The sequence below is a fragment of the Ruegeria sp. G7 genome (genome assembly GCF_056535465.1).
Map to the genome: position 1 here is coordinate 677693 of NZ_JBQFIL010000002.1, position 21825 is coordinate 699517.

At 58.2% G+C, this 21825-nt stretch carries 16 protein-coding genes; 1 reads left to right on the forward strand and 15 read right to left on the reverse strand.

Going from position 1 to position 21825, the window contains the following annotated elements:
- Positions 1-157: 157 nt before the first annotated feature.
- From ACR3EN_RS19885 to ACR3EN_RS19895, 3 genes are read right to left on the reverse strand one after another with little or no spacing between them, the layout of a single operon-like run.
- Entirely contained in the window at positions 158-826 is a 669-nt protein-coding gene (locus tag ACR3EN_RS19885; RefSeq protein ID WP_480870351.1) for a 4'-phosphopantetheinyl transferase family protein, read from the reverse strand.
- Complete coding sequence (locus ACR3EN_RS19890) at positions 823-3963, reverse strand: efflux RND transporter permease subunit (protein WP_480870354.1); 3141 nt, start codon at positions 3961-3963, stop codon at positions 823-825. The genes ACR3EN_RS19885 and ACR3EN_RS19890 overlap by 4 nt, the downstream gene beginning before the upstream one ends.
- A gap of 15 nt (positions 3964-3978) precedes the next feature.
- Positions 3979-5127 carry an efflux RND transporter periplasmic adaptor subunit gene (locus tag ACR3EN_RS19895; RefSeq protein WP_480821117.1) on the reverse strand — a complete coding sequence of 383 codons (1149 nt, stop codon included), beginning with the start codon at positions 5125-5127 and terminating at the stop codon, positions 3979-3981.
- Positions 5128-5348: 221 nt separating this feature from the next.
- Here ACR3EN_RS19895 and ACR3EN_RS19900 point away from each other — a divergent pair, with 221 nt between their 5' ends.
- Positions 5349-6491, forward strand: coding sequence for a patatin-like phospholipase family protein (locus tag ACR3EN_RS19900; RefSeq protein WP_480821115.1), 1143 nt, complete (start codon positions 5349-5351; stop codon positions 6489-6491).
- A 139-nt stretch (positions 6492-6630) separates the two neighbouring features.
- Here the strand turns inward: ACR3EN_RS19900 and ACR3EN_RS19905 are convergent, their stop codons facing one another.
- From ACR3EN_RS19905 to ACR3EN_RS19960, 12 genes are all read right to left on the reverse strand, one after another.
- The gene (locus ACR3EN_RS19905) at positions 6631-9285 is read right to left on the reverse strand and encodes a molybdopterin-dependent oxidoreductase (protein ID WP_480821113.1); all 2655 of its coding nucleotides are present in this window, start codon (positions 9283-9285) and stop codon (positions 6631-6633) included.
- Positions 9285-9617, reverse strand: a complete 333-nt coding sequence (nirD, locus tag ACR3EN_RS19910) for a nitrite reductase small subunit NirD (protein ID WP_480821111.1) — start codon at positions 9615-9617, stop codon at positions 9285-9287. The genes ACR3EN_RS19905 and nirD overlap by 1 nt, the downstream gene beginning before the upstream one ends.
- Positions 9614-12049 carry a nitrite reductase large subunit NirB gene (gene nirB / locus ACR3EN_RS19915; RefSeq protein ID WP_480821109.1) on the reverse strand — a complete coding sequence of 812 codons (2436 nt, stop codon included), beginning with the start codon at positions 12047-12049 and terminating at the stop codon, positions 9614-9616. The genes nirD and nirB overlap by 4 nt, the downstream gene beginning before the upstream one ends.
- 4 nt (positions 12050-12053) lie before the next feature.
- Complete coding sequence (locus ACR3EN_RS19920) at positions 12054-13733, reverse strand: ABC transporter ATP-binding protein (RefSeq protein WP_480821107.1); 1680 nt, start codon at positions 13731-13733, stop codon at positions 12054-12056.
- Positions 13734-13738: 5 nt separating this feature from the next.
- Complete coding sequence (locus tag ACR3EN_RS19925; RefSeq protein ID WP_480821105.1) at positions 13739-14821, reverse strand: ABC transporter permease; 1083 nt, start codon at positions 14819-14821, stop codon at positions 13739-13741.
- 73 nt (positions 14822-14894) lie between these two features.
- On the reverse strand, positions 14895-16259 hold the full coding sequence (locus ACR3EN_RS19930; protein WP_480821103.1) for a CmpA/NrtA family ABC transporter substrate-binding protein: 1365 nt from the start codon (positions 16257-16259) through the stop codon (positions 14895-14897).
- 269 nt (positions 16260-16528) lie between these two features.
- A complete protein-coding gene (locus ACR3EN_RS19935) occupies positions 16529-17698 on the reverse strand; it encodes an ABC transporter substrate-binding protein (protein WP_480821101.1) in 1170 nt (389 codons plus the stop codon).
- Positions 17695-18279: an ANTAR domain-containing response regulator gene (locus tag ACR3EN_RS19940; protein WP_480821099.1), complete on the reverse strand. Its 585-nt coding sequence runs from the start codon at positions 18277-18279 to the stop codon at positions 17695-17697. Before ACR3EN_RS19940 ends, ACR3EN_RS19935 begins: the two co-directional genes overlap by 4 nt.
- Before the next feature lie 182 nt (positions 18280-18461).
- Positions 18462-19370 (reverse strand): carbon-nitrogen hydrolase family protein, encoded by a 909-nt coding sequence (locus ACR3EN_RS19945; RefSeq protein WP_480821097.1) that lies wholly within the window; start codon positions 19368-19370, stop codon positions 18462-18464.
- 80 nt (positions 19371-19450) lie between these two features.
- The gene (locus tag ACR3EN_RS19950) at positions 19451-19864 is read right to left on the reverse strand and encodes a GFA family protein (protein ID WP_480821095.1); all 414 of its coding nucleotides are present in this window, start codon (positions 19862-19864) and stop codon (positions 19451-19453) included.
- 24 nt (positions 19865-19888) lie between these two features.
- On the reverse strand, positions 19889-20599 hold the full coding sequence (locus ACR3EN_RS19955; protein ID WP_480821093.1) for a glutathione S-transferase family protein: 711 nt from the start codon (positions 20597-20599) through the stop codon (positions 19889-19891).
- Entirely contained in the window at positions 20596-21777 is a 1182-nt protein-coding gene (locus ACR3EN_RS19960) for a CaiB/BaiF CoA transferase family protein (RefSeq protein WP_480821091.1), read from the reverse strand. Before ACR3EN_RS19960 ends, ACR3EN_RS19955 begins: the two co-directional genes overlap by 4 nt.
- Positions 21778-21825: the final 48 nt, after the last annotated feature.

Consider the following 21825-nt stretch of genomic DNA (forward strand, 5'->3'; position numbering starts at 1 on the left):
CGGTGATATTCCGGCTGTGGAGCGCGGTCGTTCTGGCGCTCGATTATGCTAGATCAGAGCGCCAGCCTGCCAGACCGGTTGGGCCTCGTAGGCTGGGCAAGCCTTCGCGTCAGTCCATCACGTGACACTGCCAACTGATTGCCAAACACAACGGTCGTCAGCTTCTGAGAACGGCGGATGCTGCGATGAGATTGCCGTTCAGGTGCCATTGTCCAGGGATGGTGTTTGTTGGCAAGCTTGGCGGGCGGAAACCCGGATTGAATTCTGCATGCCAATGCAGGCCATCTTCGTTGATCACGACATTCAGCGCCTCGAATTCAAGGAAGGTCTTTGTGATTGCGTATTGCGCTTTGTATGCAGCTTCCTTCGCGCAAAAGATCAATTTCGCCAGCACGCCCGGCGCCAAAAGCGCGCTATTTCCGAGTTGGAGCTTTTCCGGCTCGGTCAGGACAACAGGGATCAGTTCAGGCGATAGCGGCGTCGCCTCTTCAACGTCGATCCCTAACCCGATGATGTCAGATTTTCGCGCTACAGCCGCGCCACACCAGTCTTTCGTATGACTGATGCTGCCTGTGACGCCCTCTGGCCAGATGGGCGACCGATCAGGCCCGGCCGGGACTTCCATGCGTGGCAAGCCCAATCGCGCCATTGCCGATCTTGCCATCACCCGACCGGCCAGAAACTCCTGCCGTCGGCTATCGATGGCGTTCTCGATGAATGCATGCTCGCGTTCAAACAGCAGGCGCGCATCCCAACTGATCTGGCGTGGATCGGTTTCATCCACTTCAACTTGCGCCGGGAGAATGCGCCGGAACATGCTGTTCATGAATTACCTGAAGTCTTGATTTTGGGGTTGCCGCGCAGACGCTCGGCGAGGTTTTGGAATACAGCGAAGAGAACCGGGATCATCAACAGACCGAGGGTGCTGTCGACAATCATTCCGGCAAAAACCGGATAACCGATAGAAACCCGACCTGCTGCGCCTGCGCCGCTGGCCAGCATCAAAGGCAAGACCCCGAGGATGAAGCACAAGCCCGTCATTGTCACTGGACGGAAACGCATATGCGCGGCTTTGATCGCGGCTTCGTCGATGGACATGCCGTCCTTGATGCGCATGTTATGAGCGAACTCTACCACCATGATGGCCTTCTTGGCGGCGAGGCCAATCAACAAGACAATCCCGATCTGTGCATAGATGTTGTTGTTGATCAAAGGAATGAATTGCAGCGGGATCAGCGCTCCGAGAACCGCAAAAACGGTCGAGGCCATGATGGCAAGAGGCAATATCCAGTTTTCATACTGGGCGACCATGAAGAGATAGGCAAAGATCACAGCCAGGCCGATGATGAAGAGAACCAGATCTCCGGCTTCGACCTCTTGCAGTGTTACGTCCGTCCATTCCAGAATGTAACCGTCGGGCAAAGTGCTGGCGGCGACGTCTTCAACCAGTGCAATGCCATCGCCCGAGCTGACGCCCGTTTGCAACTGCGTGCTGATCGAAGCAGAGTTAAACAGGTTGTAGCGGTAAAGGATTTCTGCCCCCAATTGCGGCTTGACCGTTATGAATGTTCGAAGAGGCAGGGCAGTCCCGGACGCATTTTTCACGTATACGCCGTCGATCTTGTCCACGGATTGCCTATGCTCTGCATCCGCTGACATCACCACCCAATACACCCTGCCATCGCGCACAAAGTTGTTGACGTAAAGCGACCCGAAGCTGGCTTGCAACGCGGTGAATATATCCCCGACATGCACCTGCAGCGCCTCGGCCCGGTCGCGGTCGATGTTCAGGAAGTATTGGGGTGCGTTGGCGGACATGGAACTATAGGCTTGCTGGATTTGCGGTTCTTTCATGAGGGCCGCAAGCAAGCCGTTCTTGACCGCATCAAATTCCTGAATGCCCCTGGATTGTAGGTCAAGCAACTGACCCGATAGCCCACCAGACTGGCCCACACCTGCAATCGCGGGCAACGGGAACACGAACGAGGTTGCCTCGGGCTTGGTTGCAAGAACATCATTCAGCGCGAACATGATGCTGTACCATTGGGTGTCTTTGGTCTTCCGCTCGTCCCACGGATCGAGAAGCATGACCACCATTCCGACATTGGATTTGTCACCGGCAATCAGGCTGAACCCGGCGATTGATGTCACCGACGCTATGCCCGGGTGTTGTCGCACCTGTTCGCCGATATCCAGCAACACCTCTTCGGTGCGTTGCAACGAAGCGCCATCGGGCAGCGTGACGCTGGCAAAAAGAACGCCATTGTCCTCGGGCGGGATAAACCCGGTGGGTGTGTGCAGGAACAGGTAAACGGTCCCTGCCACGACGCCGGCGTACAGGATCAGACACAGGGCCTTGAATCGCAGCGTCAGCCTGACCAGCGCTACATATCCATCCCGGCAGAGGTTGATCGCATTGGGAATGATGCGGGCAATCCCTTTGGGATGTCCGGTTTTGCGACTCAGGAACTGGGCGCACAGCACGGGGCCCAGTGTAAGGGCATTGATCGCCGAAAGGGTGAAGGCAAAGGTGATCGTCAAGGCGAATTGCAGGTAGATGCGGCCCGTAATGCCCGGAAAGAAGCAGACCGGAATGAACACGGCGGCCAGAACAAAGGTCGTTGCGATAATCGGTCGGGTGACCTGCGACATGGCTTTGAGCGTGGCCTCGCGCGGGTCGAGACCGTCTTCCTCCATGATCCGCTCGGTGTTTTCGATGATGATAATTGCATCGTCGATTACCAAGGTAATGGCCAGAACGATCGCAAAAAGGGTGATCATGTTCGCGCTGAATCCGATCAGATAGATCAGCGCTATGGTTCCCAACAGGGATACGGGGATGGCAACCGCAGGGATGATTGTGGCGCGGATGCTGAGCAGAAACATAAAAGTCACGGCCACAACGATTGCGGCTGTTATCGCCAGAGTCGTGATGATCTCGTGGATCGACTGACGCACCGCGTCGGTCACGTCATAGGCCAGAATGTATTCGATATCATCCGGGAACTGCTGGGCCAGCTTTTCGATCTCGGCCTGGACAGCGGTCGATACATCGATCGCGTTTGCACCGCTTTCCTGAAAAATCGCAAGGATCGCTGACGGCTGACCGTTGTAATAGGCGATGGCCGAGTAGTTCTCGGCGCCCAGTTCAATGCGGGCAATATCCTTCAGTCGCACAAATGAGCCATCATTCTGTGCCTGAATGATGATGTTCTCGAACTGCGTGGGTTCGTCCAGCAGGCCCTGCGCGTCCAGCGTAAACTGAAACGCTGTCGTCTCATCTCCGAAAGGGGCCGCACCGATCTGTCCTGCGGCGGCTTCAATGTTTTGCGCCTGTATCGCGGATTGCACGTCCGCGGCATCGATGTTCAGCGCAGCCATCTGATCCGTATTCAACCACACCCGCATGGAATAGTTCAGCTGGCCAAACTGTGTTGCCGCACCCACCCCGTCGATGCGGCTGAGCGGATCTTGAAGGACGTCTGCCGTATAGTTGCTGAGGTATAGTTGATCGTAGGTCTTCTTGGGTGAGACCAGATTGATCACCTGTAGCATGTTGCTGTTCTGTTTTGAGGTGGAAATCCCCTGCTGCGTCACAGCAGTAGGCAAGAGCGGCGTAGCGAGTGCAACACGGTTTTGGACTTCTACAGCCGCGATATCCGGATCGGTGTTGATGTCGAAGGTGACCGTCAGGGTATATGTACCCTCACTCGAAGACGAAGAAGACATGTAGATCATGCCCTCAACCCCATTCACCTTTTCTTCGATCGGTGTCGCAACGGCGTCCCGGATCAGAGCGGCATTTGCCCCTGGATAGCTTGCAGTGACCTGAATCTGTGGCGGCGCGATTGACGGAAACTCGGCGATGGGGACCAGCCGGGTTGCGATCGCACCCACCAGTACCATGATCACGGCCAGGACGATGGCAAAGTTCGGGCGATCAATGAAGAATTTGGGCAGCATATACGGCACTATGGGCTAGGATTGGTTTTCGGTTGGGGCGACTTTTTCACCCTCCCTGACCCTTTGCAGGCCCTGAATGATGACAGTGTCCCCCGCCTGCAGGCCCGAAGAGACGACCCAGTCAAGGCCGCTTTGCGCACCCAACGCGACATCCCGTCGTTTGGCGATATTGTCGCCATCCACCACAAATACGAAGTGACCCTTTTGATCCAGTTGGATGGCGGTCTGCGGGATCACCACCACTTCCTTGGCGTCCGGATCTTGGAAGGTGACCGTCACCACCTGACCGGGCACTAGAAGCCCGTCAGAATTGTCAAAGGTCGCGCGTATCTCGATCGTATCGGTCGTTGGGTCAATCTCGTTGCTGATATAGGAGACCTCACCATTCCGCGGATAGGCGGCGCCGGTGCTCAGCCCCAACCGCACGTTCAGTTTGGATGAATTCTGTCCGACCAACCCCTCTTGCCGTTTGCGGATCAGGTCCCGCTCGCTGACATAAAGGCTGACATAGATCGGGTCGACGCTGGTGATGGTCGCAAGCACGCCGGAATTCGAGCTGACCAGATTTCCCACATCGACGTTTGATTTCGAAATGCGCCCTCTGATTGGGCTGGTGATCGTGGTGTAGCCCAGATTGATCCTTGCCTGCTCCAATTCTGCCTGCGCTTGTTTGACCGCCGCCTGATCAGCACCCAAGGTTGCCTCGGATGCGTCGACGGTAGATTGCGGAACATCGTCGCGCTCGAGCAGGGCCAGCTGGCGCTCGTACTCTACCTGAGCCCCCTGCGCGGTGGATTCTGCACCGCTGAGGGTTGCTGCCGACTGATCAACAAGCGCCTGATAGTAATCCCGCTCGATCTCGAAAAGCACATCACCCGCTTTGACCAGTCCGCCTTCGACAAATTTACGCGCCTCCAATCTGCCCTGAACGCGGGCGGTAATATCTATGGTGCTCACCGCTTCGACGCGGCCCACATAGGAATCGGTCAAACTCGGTTTCTGGGTTTGCGCTTTTTGGACAAGCACAGTAGGAGGCGTGGTATCGGTCTGTGCATGCGCCACCGACGCTGATACCGAAAACAAAGCGGCCGCCAAAGCGACCCGAGCATTTCGCAGCAACACATATCCACCCGTGTCTGAGAGCACCTGTAGCAAGCGTTGCATTGGTTCGCCCCCCAGTCAATTGCTACAGGGTTGGAACGCAAGGCGTTTGGCGTGTGCATGCACGCTTGGACATGGGCACTGAATGGGACTGGACGGCAGAAAACCTGTACCGTTGTGTCGGGTGAATCTGCTGACTTGATTGCGAATTGCGGTTTATGGCCCGATGGTTAGAATGATGCGTGCCGAGCACCTGCCAGTGTAACTGCGAACAGAAAGACTGCATGAAGCGCCTTATCCTCGTGATCGGAACCTTTCTGGTTTGTCTGGTCCCCCTCGTGCTGATTTATTCCGCAAGCGTGTACGCTTACGGTCGCTACTTTTACAAAAGCCAGTCTGAGTTGCCCGGCTGGCCAGAGGCACAGCATTTTGACGATCCGGTCGAATGGCAGACCGACGACCCGCAACGGGTCCGCATATTGGCCATGGACGGTGGTGCTTTGTATGGCCTTGCGGAACTTGAAGTTTTGAAGGCGATCGAAGAGAAATCCGGCCAGCCCATACATGAGCTTTTTGATTTTGTTGCTGGCTCGTCCACCGGAGCTATCATAGCCGCCTTGTTGTTCAGCCCGTCCGAGGCTGATGGCCAGCCGTTGACAGCGGAACAGGCGCTTGAGGGCTACCAGGAGTTCGCACGCGATATATTGGGCATACCCTTCTACCACAGGATACTGACGGGCAATGGGCTGTTTGGTCCGGCGATACCCAATGAAGGCCGCATTCGGGTATTCGAACAGACTTTTGGCGAGGCGGCGTTCAACGACCTGCTGCGGCCAGCGATGTTTCCGTCCTTCTCTCAGAAAGAGAATGGCCTGCGCGTGTTCCGCAATTGGGACAATGTCGAGGGCAACATCTATCTTCGCTCATTGGTGACGGCGGTGACCAGCGCGCCGGTTTATTTCCCTGCGGTCACACTGTCAGGGGAACACGCTTCAGGCGAATTTCTCGGAGACGCTGCCATGATCCTGAACGCGCCGGGCGAGCTCGCTTATTTACATGCCCGAACGAACCTGCCCGAACATCAGGAATTCGTGGTTGTCTCGCTTGGCAGCAAGCAACGGCAACCTGTATCAACCGAAACTGCGGAAGGTGGCGGGCTTATCAAGTGGTTCTTCCCGATGATGCGCATGGTCTTCAGCGGCGAAGCCACCGTCAGTTCACATGCGTTGCAACGGCATGCGGATTTTGAGTCATCTATTCAAATAGACAGTTACTTTTTGTCCCCGGATACTGTTGCAGGCGTTAGTGGATTTGATCCAAAGCAAGAGAACATAGACAAAATCCGAGCTTCAGGGCAGCGGTATGTTGAACAGAACTCGGACTTGATCGATGAGGTCGTGCAGAAACTCACAAACCCATCGCAGTGACTGTTTCCTATCTCGGGGAGGTTTTGCTGCCGATGCTTATGACCAGCAGCATATCGGATGCACAGAACGGGTCGTCCTCAGGCGCTAGCCAAATCTACCCATGCGGGTTCGGCAAGCTCTTGCAGTCAGGGTGCCGGGCTTACGGGACCTGAAGTTGGGGAACTGGTTTCGTGTCACGGCTCACTGTTTGCGTGGCAATCAACTCGGCAAGCTCTGGCCGACAGGAACCACAATTTGTTCCCGCCTGCAGGACCGCGCCAAGCTCATCCACATCAACAGGCTTCCGCGCTTGAATGGCGTCCACAATCGTTTTCATGCCGACGCCGAAACACGAGCACACGACAGGTCCGCAATCAACCGCGTCGGCGGATGAGCACCCCGACAGCATCTGCTGCAAAGAGGTATCCGGAAAAGATGCCAGATACTCACGCATAAGCGTGACCGGCTTGCGTGACACATATAGGGCCGCCAAGACGTGATCACCCTCGTAGAAGGCAATTCTGAACGACCCGCGAATTGGATCTTCGACCCAGGTCGATGCCGCATCGGACAACCCGAACCATTTGGTCGCCGTGCGCTTCCAATCGGCGACGGCGTCATAGCCAGCCAGTTCCATTCTGTAGCCGTTTTCGGATTTGGACAGCGCCCAATAATCGGACTGAGGCGTCGGGGCGAAGCGGGACACTGCAAAACCGTACCATGCAGCGTTCATGCGCCTGACCGCGACCGCCACCGCCTTGCTCTCGGGTTGTCCCGAGATTGGGTCCGTTACGCTGGGCACAAGCGCGTCTATTCGGCCACTGGGCGCGTTTTCTGCTGACCAGTGAATTGGCGCGAAGACCTGCCCCGGCGCAACGGCGTCGGTGATACGCAGGCGAAGGATACCCGTGCCAACCGGGCTTTCAATCTCTACCAGATCAGCAGAAAGCAGATCCAAACGGCTGGCATCCTCGGGGTTCAGCTCAAGGAAAGGTTCGGCAAGATGGGCGGATAACCGGGGCGACAAACCCGAGCGTGTCATCGTGTGCCACTGATCCCGGTTCCGTCCCGTGTTCAAAAGAAATGGATATTGCGCCGATGTTTCAGCCCGAGGGGGCCTGTGACCAACCGCAACAAAACGCGCTTTGCCGTCGGGATGAAAAAACCTTCCATTCCCAAAGAACCGCCCGCCAGTTGCATCCGATGTAACCGGCCATTTGGTCGGAGGCAGCGCCTCATAGTCCTCGTCGCTGAGCTTCGAGAACCCGGATATGTCGAAGTCCTTGCCAAACGTCTTGGCCAGAGAAGACAGCGCAGCGTATTCACGAAAGATCTGGCCGGGGTTGTCATAGTCGAATGCAGTGTGCCACCCCATGCGCCGTCCGACCTCTGACAGAATATCCCAATCCGCCCGAGCCTGCCCCGGCGGAGCGAGAGCCGCGCGCTGCCTACTGACGGTGCGATCCGAATTTGTGACGGTGCCATCTTTCTCGGCCCAACCCGTTGCTGGCAGCACAACATCCGCAAGGCGCGCCGTGTCGGTGCATTCAGTCAGATCGCTTACAACAGTAAACGGGCAATCGGCGATCGCCTGACGCACTCTGTCAGCATCCGGCATGGTTGCAGCGGGATTGGTGTGGATAACCCAAAGCGCCTTTATCGTTCCGTCTTCCACCGCGCGAAACAGGTCGACGGCTTTTTGTCCCTGTTGTTCCGGCATGCGCGGCGCGTTCCAGAATTGCTGAACGGCAGCGCGATGGTCTTCATTCTCAATGTCCAGATGGCAGGCCAGCATGTTCGCCAGACCGCCCACCTCGCGCCCGCCCATTGCATTGGGCTGGCCGGTGACCGAAAACGGCCCCATCCCTTCGCGTCCGATGCGACCGGTGGCAAGATGGCAGTTGAGGATCGCGTTCACCTTGTCGGTGCCGCTGGAGGATTGGTTGACGCCCTGACTGAACACGGTCACGACCCGCTCGGTTCCGATCCATAAATCGCAGAAGGTTTTAAGCTGGGCCGGGTCGAGACCCGTGGCAGCCGGATTATCCTGTTTTGCCAATTTCAGGGCATCGTGCATGCCGCGGGTGTGCTTTAGATAGTTTTGGTCGGTTTGTCCCGATGCGTGGATTTTGCCCAGAAGATGATTGAAAAGGGCGACATCACTGCCCGGCTGCAGTGCAAGATGAAGGTCAGCCTGGTCGCAGCTTGCTGTGCGGCGCGGGTCAATGACAATGATTTTTGTCCCGCGCGCCTGGCGGGCCGAGATGACCCTTTGATACAGAACCGGGTGGCACCACGCGAGGTTGGAGCCCACAAGCACGACCAGATCGGCCTTGTCCAGATCCTCATACGTACCGGGGACTGTATCTGTTCCAAAAGCGCGTTTGTGGCCAGCCACAGTCGAGGCCATGCAAAGACGCGAGTTCGTGTCGATATTGGCCGAGCCGATGAAACCCTTCATCAGCTTGTTGGCGACATAGTAGTCCTCGGTCAGCAGTTGGCCGGAGACGTAGAATGCGACGCTGTCAGGTCCATGTGCCTTGATGGTGGCAGAAAACTGATCGGCAACCCGCTGCAATGCGTCGTCCCATGTCGCGTCCTCGCCAAACAACCGTGGAGCCAGCAACCGGTGATCAAGCCCGACCGTTTCGCCCAAAGCCAACCCTTTCGAGCAGAGGCGCCCGAAATTTGCGGGATGGTCGGGATCTCCACGCACCGTCAATCCGCCCGCGCCGTCAGGACGTAACAGAACGCCACACCCGACCCCGCAATAGGCACAGGTCGAGCGGATCTCGGGCAGGCCGGTCCCGTCCATCAGGCTGCGCTCCGCCGTGTGATTGTGCTGTCATCCAGCAGGATGCGATCACCTTCAAGGCGCACCGCGTAAGTTGCAATCCGCCCGTCATCCGCCCCTTGGGCTTCGCCTGTGTTCAGGTCAAAAACCCAATTGTGGAGCGGGCAGGTCACGGATTGTCCGTGTACAATGCCCTCGGCCAACGGGCCACCTTTATGAGGGCAACTGTTGGTGGCGGCAAAGACCTCAGCCTCGGCTGTGCGGAAGACGGCGATACAGCCGACGTGCGTTTTCACCAGACGCGCGCCGCGCAGTGGGATGTCTTCGATATGTCCGATGTCGATCCAGCTCATTCCGCGGCCTCCAGTGTGAAATCTGCGATCGGCGCATAGGTCTGCGCCTTTTCCTTGACGTGTTCCGCCCACGGGTCCTTGCGGTAGATGCTTTGGGACAGTTCGAACCGTTCGACCAGAGCGGCACGGTTCTCCCGGTCCTCCACGACCTGAGCCTTGACCCAGTCCATGCCGACCTTACCCAGCCATTTATACAGACGGTCCAGATACTTGCCGCCTTCGCGATAGGCCTGAGTGACAGCCATCACGACTTCAATCGCTTCGTCTTCGGTTGGGACCTGACAGAGTAATTCAGTCTCTTTGACGTCCATACCGGCGGCCCCGCCGATGCTGATCTGGTACCCTGAGTCCACGCAGACCACACCGATATCCTTGCAGGTCGCCTCGGCGCAGTTGCGGGGGCAGCCCGACACCGCGAGCTTCAGCTTATGGGGCGTCCACGAGCCCCAAAGGGTTTTCTCAAGCTTGATGCCAAGGCCGGTGCTGTCTTGCGTGCCAAAGCGGCAATGATCGGTGCCGACGCAGGTTTTGACTGTACGCAACCCCTTGGAATAGGCATGCCCCGAGACCAGACCGGCCTTGTTCAGATCCGACCAAATGGCAGGCAGGTCGTCCCCTTTCACACCCAGCAGGTCGATCCGCTGACCACCTGTGACTTTTACTGTCGGAACGTCATACTTGTCAGCCGCGTCGGCAATAGCGCGCAACTCGTCGGGTGTTGTAATCCCACCCCACATCCGGGGCACGACGCTGAAAGTGCCATCTTTCTGGATGTTTGCGTGCTTTCGTTCGTTCACGAACCGGCTTTGCGGGTCGTCCTGATACTCCAGCGGCCAATCGGCCAGCAGGTAGTAGTTAATCGCAGGCCGGCAGACATGGCAGCCATTGGGTGTATTCCAGCCCAGTTCCTGCCAGACAGCAGCCTGACTTTTCAACTCTTGCCCCTTGATCAGGCGCCGCACATCCTCATGGGTCAGATCGGTGCAGCCGCATACGGGCTGCGCAGCAGGCATCTGGAACTCATCGCCCAGAGTGACCTGCAACACTTGTTCAACCAATCCGGTGCAAGTCCCGCAGGATGCGCTGGCCTTGGTGGACGTGCGCACCGCGCTCAGATCACCCGCCCCTGCATTGATCGCCTGGACAATCTCGCCTTTGCATACGCCGTTGCAGCCGCAAATCTCCGCCTCAGGCGGCAACGCTGCAACGGCTGAGAGAGGGTCCGCAGTGTCGCCCCCCTGATAGGCCGGGCCAAAGATCAGCGTCTCGCGCATCTCGTCGATATTGGTTCCGTCTTTGATAAGGCCAAAGAACCAGCTGCCGTCAGCAGTGTCGCCATACATGACAGCACCGATCAGACGATCCTCTTCGATCACAAGGCGTTTGTAGACGCCGCGAGACGGATCGCGGAAGACAATATCCTCACGCCCAGGACCATCGGCAAAATCGCCCGCGCTGAACAGATCGCAACCGGTGACTTTCAGCTTGGTTGAGAGGGTTTTCTGAGCAAACGCAGCCTCTTCGCCCAGCAGCGCCTGCGCTGCCACTTTCGCCTGATCATAGAGCGGCGCGACAAGGCCAAAGACCGCCCCGTCGTGTTCGATGCATTCACCGACGGCGTAGATATCCGGGTCCGAGGTCAGCATCTGGTCGTCCACATGGATACCGCGCCCTGTGGCCAGCCCGGCCTCTTGCGCCAGCGCCGTATTGGGGCGGATACCCACAGCCATGACCAGCAGATCACAGGGCAGTTCGGTCCCGTCGTCCAGCAGCAGCGCGCGGACTTTGCCATCTTCCCCGAGGATTTCCTTGGAGTTCGCCTGCAGGCAAATCTTGATGCCTTTGTCTTCCAACGACTTCTTCAGTAGATAGCCTGCCGCTTCGTCCAGCTGGCGTTCCATCAGATGGCCCATGATGTGCACGACGGTCACTTCGGCCCCATGCGCGGCCATACCCGCAGCGGCCTCAAGCCCCAGCAAGCCGCCGCCGATGACGACAACCTTGTTGCCCGAACCCATGCCCATCATCCGCTGGGTGTCTTCCAGATCGCGATAGGCGATCACACCGTCCAGATCATGACCGGGCAGAGGGATGATGAACGGATTTGACCCTGTAGCAACAATCAGCTTGTCGTAAGGCACATGTCCGTTGGCCCCTTTGACCACTTTCATCTCTCGGTCGATTTTGGCCACCTTCTCGCCAAAGCGGCAGGAGATACCACGCGCGGCATACCAGGTGTCGTCATGGGTGACGATCTCATCATAGGTCTTCTCGCCCGACAGGACCGGACTGAGCATGATGCGGTTGTAGTTCCCGCGCGGTTCGGCATTGAACAGGGTGATGTCGAACGCATCCGGCGTGGCGTCGGTCAGGTGTTCCAGCACCCGGCCCGAGGCCATCCCTGCGCCAATGACAACAAGTCTTTGCTTCATGATCTCACTCCGCTGCAATCGCCTTTGGGGCGGGTGTTTTAGGCTTGGCGCCGTGTTCGTATTCTTCGAGGAAATCGAGGACCTCCTGCCGGTAGGCGTAGTAATCCGGATGTTCCAGCAGGGCCTTGCGGGTGCGCGGGCGCGGCAGGTCGACCTTGGTGATCTTGCCGATCGTCGCCTGTGGGCCGTTGGTCATCATCACGACACGGTCGGCCAGCAGGATTGCCTCGTCCACGTCGTGGGTGACGCAAATCGCGGTCACCTTGGTGCGGGACCAGACCTCCATCAGCACTTCCTGCAATTCCCAGCGGGTCAGGCTGTCGAGCATTCCGAACGGTTCGTCCAGCAGCAGAAGTTTGGGCGACAGTGCGAAGGCGCGGGCGATACCGACGCGTTGCTTCATACCGTTCGAGAGATCGGAGGCGGATTTGTCCATCGCGTCAGCCAGACCAACGCGTTCCAGATAGTACTCCACCACGTCCTGCCGCTCGGCCATGCTGGCTTTGGGATAGACCTTGTCGACGCCAATCGCGACGTTTTCTTTGGCGGTCAGCCACGGGAACAGGTTCGGCGATTGGAATACCACGGCGCGCTCGGGATCGGCCCCTTCGACGTGGCGGCCATCCAGCTTGATCGCACCTTTCGAGATGTCATTAAGACCTGCGGCCATAGTCAGAACCGTGGACTTGCCGCAGCCCGAATGGCCGATCAGAGAGATGAACTCACCCTTATCGATCTTCAGGTCGAAATCCTCGACTACGGTCAGGGGGCCTTTGGGCGTCGGATACACCTTGTGCAGCTGCGAGAAGTCGAGGAAACGGTTCTCGATCATCCCCTTCTGCGCCTCGGCGACCGCCGTTGGAACCCCGTGGATCGGGGTGACATCCGGCAGGATACGAGAGCCTTCGACCTTGGCCTCGATCCCCACATCCATCAGGTATTTGGTGACGTCCGCCCGCAGGCGTTTGAACGTCTCGTCATTGTTCATCGCACCGCGTTCGCGCGGGCGCGGGATCGAGACACGGAACTCTTGCCCCAGCGTCCCATCCGGGTTCAGAGCAATGATCCGGTCGGCCAGAATGATCGCCTCATCCACATCATTGGTGATGAGGACACAAGTCTTCTTGTCAGCCTCCCAGATATGTTCGATCTCATCCGCCAGATTGGCGCGGGTGAGCGCGTCGAGCGCCGACAGAGGCTCATCCAGCAACAAAACCTCGGGGTTCATCGACAAGGCTCGCGCCACGTTGACCCGTTGGCGCATCCCGCCGGACAACTCCGCCGGGCGGCGCGATGCGGCGTGGCTGAGTCCAACCATCTTCACATAGTGTGCGACTTTCTCGGCTTTCTCGGCCTTGCTGAGGCCGGGAAAGACAGTATCTACCGCCAGCCCCACATTGCCGCTGACCGTCAGCCATGGCATCAGAGAGTAGTTCTGGAAGATCACGCCACGCTCAGGGCCCGGCCCTTTGATCGGAGTGCCTTTGAAGGTGACTTCGCCTTTGGACGGCGTATCCAGGCCAGCCATCAGGTTGATCAGGGTCGTTTTACCGGTGCCCGAGAAGCCGAGGATCACCAGAAACTCACCCTCTTGCACGTCAAGGTCTATGCCTTTCAACACATCTGTGCGCGCGGTGCCTTCACCGAAGGATTTGGAAGCGTTCTTGAAGCTCAGAATGCTCATCGCGATCACCGGTTATTCGTGAAGGTAAACAGGGATTGCAGCGCGTACATCACCCGGTCCAGCAGGAAGCCGATGATACCGATGGTGAAGACTGCAACCATGATCTTAGCGAGCGAGCTGGACGAGCCGTTCTGGAACTCATCCCAGACGAACTTGCCCAAACCGGGGTTCTGCGCCAGCATTTCCGCCGCGATCAGAACCATCCAACCGACGCCCAGTGACAGACGTAGACCGGTGAAGATGAGCGGCAGGGCAGAGGGCAAAACCAGTTTGGTGATCTTGGTATAGGTGTTCATTTTCAACACCTTGGAGACATTCACCAGGTCCTTGTCGATGGAGGCAACGCCCAGCGATGTATTGATCAGCGTGGGCCACAGCGAACACAAGGTGACGGTGATGGCCGAGATCAGGAAAGACTTGGCGAACCAGCCGTCATTTGTGACGTAAACGGCCGAGACGATCATGGTGACGATTGGCAGCCAGGCCAGCGGAGACACCGGTTTGAAGATCTGGATCAGCGGGTTCAACGCGGCATTTGCTGTCGGGGACAGACCAGCGGCAATGCCAAGCGGCACGGCGACCACTGTGGCGATCAGAAAGCCGAAAAACACCGTTTTGATCGAGGTCCAGATTTGCTGGTAGTAGGAGGGCGCTCCGGTAAAGGCGACTTCTTTCACCTTCTCAGGCTGACCGGCATCAATGAACTTCTGGTTGCGCTTTTCGACCATCGCTTCGAATTTGGCGCGCTTGGCGGCCTTGGCCTTTGCGTCTTCGTTCAGACTGACCATCTCGCTCCAAACCTGCGCAGGTCCGGGGACCGCACCAAGCGAGGTTTGCACCTTGGGGGCCAGCGTGGCCCAGAGCAGCAGGAAGGCACAGATCGACAGCAGGGGAACGATCAATAACCGCCAGATCTCGGTCATCTGGGCGCGTGGGTTGTCTCCGGCGGCGGCCTTCAGGACCGGCGTGGCCCAGCTGAGGCCCAACACCTGGAACCACTTATCGGCTGCGTTGATGCGGGTGAAAAGGCGGGCGCGACGTTCCTCTCGGGTGGCGTCTGCGTTGAATTCGGGATCGACCGTTGTCATCTGATGTGTCCTTGCGATGGCGGGGCACTTTGGGGTCCGCGCCCAACAAGGGCCGGGCGCGGCGTTTGGGGAATTAGCCTTGCACGTCCGAGCCGACGATCGTCTGACCGTCTTTCAGACCGATGGACAGGCTTTCGAGATAGGCGTTGGGGGTGCGGCCGTCATAAGGGATACCGTCGATGATATCCTCGGCCGGGGTCGGGGCTTTGTAGCCGTCGCTGTCCCAGGGGAAATCAGCCTCGTTCGCCAGACCTTCATCGACCAGCAGGCGCGCGGCTTCGAGATAAATCTCGGGCTTGTAGACCGACTTGGCGACTTCGTCATACCAGCTGTCGGGCTTGGACTCGGCGATCTGGCCCCAGCGGCGCATCTGGGTCAGGTACCAAATAGCGTCCGAGTAGAACGGGTAAGTCGCGTTGTAGCGGAAGAACACGTTGAAATCGGGAACTTCGCGCTTGTCGCCTTTTTCGTATTCGAACGTGCCGGTCATCGAGTTGGCTATGACGTCATAATCCGCGCCCACATATTCCGGACGGCTCAGGATCTCGACCGCCTCGGGACGGTTGGCGTTGTCGTTTTCATCCAGCCACTGCGCCGCGCGGATCAGCGCCTTGGTCACGGCCAGAGTGGTGTTCGGATACTCTTCGGCAAACTCGGCAGTGATACCGAAAACCTTTTCAGGGTTGTTCTTCCACAGCTCATAGTCGGTGATGACCGGAACGCCGATGCCCTTGAACACGGCCTGCTGGTTCCACGGCTCGCCCACGCAATAGCCATAGATCGTACCGGCCTCCAAGGTAGCGGGCATCTGCGGCGGAGGGGTCACGGACAGGAACACATCCGCGCCGATCTGGCCGGTCACGTTTTCGGGGCTGTAATACCCAGGATGCAGACCACCGGCGGCCAGCCAGTAGCGCAGTTCGTAATTATGGGTCGAAACCGGGAAGACCATGCCCATGTTGAAGGGCTTGCCTTCGGACTTGTACTTCTCGACGACCGGTGCCAGTGCCTCGGCGCTGATCGGGTGCTGTGGGCGGCCATCATCCATCTTGGGGATATTGGGCTTCATTTCTTCCCAAATCTCGTTCGAGACCGTGATGCCGTTGCCGTTCAGATCCATCGAGAACGGTGTGATGATATGGGCTTCGGTCCCGTATCCGATGGTCGCCGCCAAAGGCTGGCCTGCCAGCATATGCGCGCCGTCCAGCTGCCCGCCGATCACGCCATCCAGCAGCACTTTCCAGTTGGCTTGGGCTTCAAGGGTCACAAACAGGCCCTCGTCCAGAAAGTAACCCTGCTCATAGGCGACGGCCAGAGGGGCCATGTCGGTCAGCTTGATAAAGCCAAAAGTCAGTTCGTCTTTTTCCAGTTCCAGCTCGGCAAGTGCCGGAGACACAAGCGCGGTAGAAGCAATGAGGCCCAGAAGTAGCTTTTTCATCTCGATCCCTTTCGGTTCAGCCCAAACATTTGGGCAAACAAAAAAGCCGCCGACACAGTCCGCCGGGAGGAGGTGGCGGATGGTCGAGCGGCTTTGCTCTTGTCAGTTGCCCTGATGTTCGGGCGAATTCTTTCGGAGGCGTCGTTGCCTGCCGGTGAAGCTATTTAGCCAATCGCTGCGCGGGGCGTCATCAAATTTTGCCGTTCTTGGGCGAAAAATTCTGCGTCGCAGCATGGTGAGATGCTGCAGTGCAAAAAAAATGTGCAGGTTCAGCCGGACGGCTCGAAAATGCGCCGATCGAAGAACAGGTTTCGAAGCAGAATCAGGCTGCCATGCGCCGAGGCAACAGCTGTTGACTCGGTCAAAGCACCTTCCAGCTTTTCGGATGCACCAGGTGTCTCAACCCCCAAACCTTGCAATTCGCGGCGATACAGATCGCTGCGAAAGACCTTGGCCGCGCGGCGTTCTGCGGTGCCGGCATCCAGTCCGTTTCGCTTCGCGAGCTGATGGGCAACCCATTTCGCCTGACTACGCCATGGAAACGTGGCTGCGCCGTCAAAGAACTCGACAAAACCGTCAACATGGCGCTGCTCGCCACGCGCCGAGATCGCGAAGTCGCCCATCAGGGCGCGATCTATCAATTCGGGTGACACGTTCAGATAGGTTTTACGCGACAGCATATCTGATGCGGTTGTTCGGCTCTCCGGGTTGGACAGCCAGCGCCCGGCACGCCAGACCGCGCGCATGAGGCTGCCCAGCAGATGAGGTTCGGTTTCGGCCCAATCGTTCCTGACCGCAAGAACCTTTTCCGGCGCGCAGGTCCAGATTGCCCGACCGGGCAACAGTAGCGTGCCGACGTTATCGTCTACCGCGAAAGAGCCCCAAGGCTCGCCTACGCAGAACGCATTGATCTCGCCGCTGGCCAAAGCCTGGGCCATCAAGGGTGGCGGGACTGTGCGAATTTCGACCTGCTTGGCGGCCAATTCAGTGCCTGCAACCCAATAACGCAGCAGCTCGACATGCATCGAGAATGGAAAAGGCACGCCGAAAACAAGAACGTCTTCGGCCGCTTTTGCCAGCGCTGCTCCTGCTGCTCGGGCGTCGTCAAAGTCGAAGCCATATCCCTGATCGACCAGTCGCTTTGCCAGCCCGTTTCCGACGCCAATGACATTTCCGTTCAGCGACAGAACAGACACCGCAGACAGTTGCGTGGCGATACCGCCCAAACCCAAGGCCATAGCAACCGGTACCGGAGAGAGCAGATGCGCCGCGTCTACATGGCCAAAAGCCAGCATATCACGCAGTGATGACCAGGACGGGGCAGGGCGCAGGTCAAGTGAGATACCCTCGGCGTGGTCAAATCCCATCTCGCGCGCGACGATCAGCGGAGCCGCATCGACCAGGGGCATGTAGGCCACAGGTAGCGTTACGGTTCTCATGACAACAACTCCGAGGCGGTCACCAGAGCTTCGGCCACTTCCGCCACGCGTCGGTTCTGATTCATCGCAGTTTTCCGCAGCAACGCGTAGGCCTCATCCTCCTGAAGGCCCTTTGCCTTCATCAGCAAGCCCTTGGCGCGGTCGATTAGCTTGCGTTCTTCCAGCGCGCGCCGGGTCTCTTCCAACTCCACGCGCATTTGACGCAGCATCTGGAACCTTGCGATCGCTGTGTCCATGACGGGCTTGATGCGTTCGGCCTGCAAGCCGTCCACGACATAGGCTGACACACCTGCCTCAATCGCGGCCTTGGCCAACCCGCCCGCAGCCCCCGATACGAACATCGCCACTGGGCGTTCCATCGGACCCGACGCTACCGTCAATTCCTCCAGCATGTCGCGCGAGGGGTTGTCGACATCAATAAGTACAATATCGGGGCTATGCGTCGCGATTTTGCGCGCCAGACCTGACGCGCTGTCGATTATGAAAACGTCTACGTCCCCGGACTCTTTCAAGGCATCGACAATCGCGAAAGCGCGGTCCTGGTTTTGCTCGACGACAACGACGGTCAGGTTTTGGCTCATGAACCTTCAGCTGGGCCCTGCCGGTGTTCAGCACAATTCGAAATGTGCGGAACACAGTTCCGGGTCATCGAGTTGCCTATCTTATAGGCATTTTTCGTCATGTTGCGGAGAGTCTGCGCATTTTGGGCGCGGGTTGTTGGGCAGCGAGATATACTGTCTGGGGTTGGCCGTCCCCCGCGTCGTTAGTCCAGCCGCTGACTATTGTGGCGCAGGCTGAGGATATCGCGTCGGCTGTAGTGCCCTGCCGGGTCCAATTTCATGCGCGCAGCAATGACTTGTTCGATGTCGATTTCGGCATAAAGTATCGTTTCTTCGCCCATGACCGGACCGGCGATGAGTTGACCGCCGGGTGCGGCGATCATGCTGCCGCCGTCATTGATAACATCGCGGCCCTCGGTCACGTAGCGCCGAAGCGGAAAGCTTTCGGGAATGTCACGGCTGCGCAAGAGGCCCGAGACGGAGATGACATAGACGCGCCCCTCCATCGCTATGAACTGGGTGATGTGATCTGTGACATCCAGGTCTCCGGGCCATGTCGCGATATGCAGGTGCTCGCCCTGCTGGTATAGTGTCTGGCGGGCCAGCGGTTGCCAGTTCTCGTAACAATTCAAGCCGCCGATCCTGACGCCCTGCCAGTCCTGCACAGACAACCCATGACCATCCCCGTCTGCCCACAGAAGCCGCTCGTGAAAAGTGGGTTTGAGTTTGCGGTGAACATTCACGACGCCTTTGTCGGGATGCACCGAGACCAATGAGGCATAGACCGACCCGCCAGATCCCGACCGCTCGACAATGCCGGTCATGACGGCCACGCCCAGTGCGGTCGCTTCGGCGCAAATCGCTGCGACTTCAGGCCCATCTGTCGTGATGGCGGATTTCAGATAGGCCACATGGCCAATCTTGAGCAACTCGTCATTGTGCGCCACCGCTTCCGCCCTAAGCCAGACAGGGTAGCCCGACAAGAACACCTCGGGAAAGACCACAAGTTCTGCCCCGTTTGCGGCAGCGTCTCGTAGCAACGAGATCAACTTGTCGGTGCTGGCCTGAGGATCAAGAAAGACCGGAGCGGCCTGAACGGCGGCAACTTTCATCGGATAGTATCCTGCAACTAGAAGCGTGACGCCCGCGTCCGATCAGATCAGGCGCGGGTCCGAGTGTCAAACCGGATCGTTTAGCCGGGATTTGCCGGTGCTGTATCCATTTCGTCGTTAACCGGGCCCCAAGGCTGGGCCGAGTCGCACCAGATCTGGATCGTTGGCTTGACCCATGAGCTGTCGTTCAGCGTACCGGCCTTTACGGCAGCAAGATTGCCGAACGCGGGCATTTCCGTAGACAGCGGCGAGCCGCAATTGCTGCAAAAATTCCGCGTCACGGGTTGCCCCGAGGCCCCGTTTACAACGAATTGCCTGCGGCTTTCGCCTTCAAATGCGATCGAAGCCGTCGGGACCAGAACATTGGTCGAATAGGCCGAGCCGCTTTGGCGCTGGCAGTCGGGGCAATGGCAGACAACCATCATCGCGGGTTCTTCCGCGCTTGAACTATAGGTGACCTGTCCGCACAGGCAGTGTCCTTCGATCTTCGGCATTGGCTTCTCCTTGCTGGTTGTTGGTTATGAGGTTGGCCCTCGGGGCGGCATCAAATGGTCAGCCGACTGGTTGAACAGGGTTGAGTTTTGTTCAGCCGTTGCCTTCCCCGAGAATTGCGCGTCTTTGTGCAGATCAATGGCGGCCCGCACCGCTGGTCTTGTTTTGATGCGCTGACGCCACGCCGCCACGTTCGGAAACTGCGCGAGTGCGACACCCAAGGGTTTCGCGATAAAGGCCCATGGAAAGCACATCATGTCCACGATCGTATAACGCCCGAGCATGTAATCGCGTCCGTCCAGCCAGTGTTCCATCACGGCCAGAGCACGCTCGAACTCTCCTTTGTACCGGCTAAGGGAATAGGGTTGTTCCTCTGGCGCGTAGTTTACGAAATGACTGAGTTGCCCGCCCATGGGCCCCTGGTTTGCGGCCTGCCAGAACAGCCATTCGTTGAAGGCGATGCGCTCTCGATTGTTTTCCGGCCCGAATTGCCCGCTACGTTCGGCGAGATACAACAGGATGGCGCCGCTTTCGAACACGCTCAGCGGTCCGCCTTCGGCGTCATGGTCTACAATCGCAGGCATTCTGGCATTGGGACTTATGGCGCGGAACTCGGGCGTGAACTGATCACCCGCTCGCAGATTCATTAGGGTCGTGCGATGATCCAGCCCCGTTTCCGCCAGCATAATCGCCACTTTCCAGCCATTTGGTGTCGGGGCATAGTAGAAATCGATCATGACGCATCCGCCAACGTGCCGGTCTTCAGGCTGCGGCGCAGTTCTTCGCTGTGCTCACCCAATGCGGGCGCTGGACGCAGATCGGTCGCCGGGGTCCCGTGAAACACTGCCGCTGACCGGGCCTGCCGCAACCGGCCTGCCGTGGGATGGTCGTATTCGACGCAGGTTCCATTGGCCTCAAGCTGAGGATGCTGCCGCATTTCGCGCCGAGTGAGAACCGGCGCACAAGGCACACCCGCGGCCTCAAGCGCGGCCAACAAAACGTCGCGGTCGATGTCGCGCACAATCTCTTGGGTCAGATCCAGCCTTGCATCGCGGTTTATGTCGCGCAGCTCGGTGGTTCTGAAACGCTCATCTTCGAGGATGTCGGGGCGTTCGGTAGCGTTCGCCAGAGCCTCCCAATGCTTGTTTTGCATGATCGATATGCTGAGATAGCCGCCTTTGACTTCGTAGATCAGATCGTGAAACGATTGACTTTCCTCAACTTCCATCTCGTCGCCCACAAAGGTGTGACCATTCATGTCCGAGGCCCAAAGGAACGCCGCGACAGTGTCCAGCATCGACAGGGTCACTTTTTGGCCCTTCCCGGTGCGCTCGCGGGAGAGCAGCGCAGCGGTCACGGCCTGACTGGCCTGCACGGCGGTCAGTTTATCGGGCAGGATGGTGCGGACCAGGCGCGGCCGTTCCGCATCCGAACCAGCCTGAACGGTCGTCAGGGCCGACAGCGCCTGAATAAGTGGGTCATACACCGGTTTATCGGCAAGCGGCCCGTCGAAGCCGAACCCGGAAATCGACATATAAACCAGACGGGGGTTGAGCGCGCTCAGCACCTCATACCCTAGACCCAACCGGTCAACGACACCGGGTCGAAAGTTCTGGATGAACACATCCGCCCCCGCCACAAGTGTCTTGATCATATCGATATCATCGGGGTCCTTCAGGTCTGCGACCACCGAGCGCTTGTTCCGGTTGTTGTTGAGATATGAGGCAGAATGGCCACCTCTGCGTGTGGCGACATGGCGCGTGAAATCGCCTTCGGCGCGCTCAATCTTGATGACGTCTGCACCCTGATCCGCCAGAATCATAGTGCACATGGGCCCTGAGACAACGGCGGTCAGATCGATGATCCGGATGCCCGATAGCGGACCGTTGCGGTGAACGTTGCCATGTTGGGTCACAGCCAACCTCCTGCAATATTTGCATAGAGCCTACGGTCGGATCAGCAG

Excerpts from the sequence above, each read along its gene's own strand:
- ACR3EN_RS19885 (WP_480870351.1), bottom strand. The coding sequence starts at position 826 with ATGAACAGCATGTTCCGGCGCATTCTCCCGGCGCAAGTTGAAGTGGAT.
- ACR3EN_RS19890 (WP_480870354.1), bottom strand. The coding sequence starts at position 3,963 with ATGCTGCCCAAATTCTTCATTGATCGCCCGAACTTTGCCATCGTCCTG.
- ACR3EN_RS19895 (WP_480821117.1), bottom strand. The coding sequence starts at position 5,127 with ATGCAACGCTTGCTACAGGTGCTCTCAGACACGGGTGGATATGTGTTG.
- ACR3EN_RS19900 (WP_480821115.1), top strand. The coding sequence starts at position 5,349 with ATGAAGCGCCTTATCCTCGTGATCGGAACCTTTCTGGTTTGTCTGGTC.
- ACR3EN_RS19905 (WP_480821113.1), bottom strand. The coding sequence starts at position 9,285 with ATGGACGGGACCGGCCTGCCCGAGATCCGCTCGACCTGTGCCTATTGC.
- nirD (WP_480821111.1), bottom strand. The coding sequence starts at position 9,617 with ATGAGCTGGATCGACATCGGACATATCGAAGACATCCCACTGCGCGGC.
- nirB (WP_480821109.1), bottom strand. The coding sequence starts at position 12,049 with ATGAAGCAAAGACTTGTTGTCATTGGCGCAGGGATGGCCTCGGGCCGG.
- ACR3EN_RS19920 (WP_480821107.1), bottom strand. The coding sequence starts at position 13,733 with ATGAGCATTCTGAGCTTCAAGAACGCTTCCAAATCCTTCGGTGAAGGC.
- ACR3EN_RS19925 (WP_480821105.1), bottom strand. The coding sequence starts at position 14,821 with ATGACAACGGTCGATCCCGAATTCAACGCAGACGCCACCCGAGAGGAA.
- ACR3EN_RS19930 (WP_480821103.1), bottom strand. The coding sequence starts at position 16,259 with ATGAAAAAGCTACTTCTGGGCCTCATTGCTTCTACCGCGCTTGTGTCT.
- ACR3EN_RS19935 (WP_480821101.1), bottom strand. The coding sequence starts at position 17,698 with ATGAGAACCGTAACGCTACCTGTGGCCTACATGCCCCTGGTCGATGCG.
- ACR3EN_RS19940 (WP_480821099.1), bottom strand. The coding sequence starts at position 18,279 with ATGAGCCAAAACCTGACCGTCGTTGTCGTCGAGCAAAACCAGGACCGC.
- ACR3EN_RS19945 (WP_480821097.1), bottom strand. The coding sequence starts at position 19,370 with ATGAAAGTTGCCGCCGTTCAGGCCGCTCCGGTCTTTCTTGATCCTCAG.
- ACR3EN_RS19950 (WP_480821095.1), bottom strand. The coding sequence starts at position 19,864 with ATGCCGAAGATCGAAGGACACTGCCTGTGCGGACAGGTCACCTATAGT.
- ACR3EN_RS19955 (WP_480821093.1), bottom strand. The coding sequence starts at position 20,599 with ATGATCGATTTCTACTATGCCCCGACACCAAATGGCTGGAAAGTGGCG.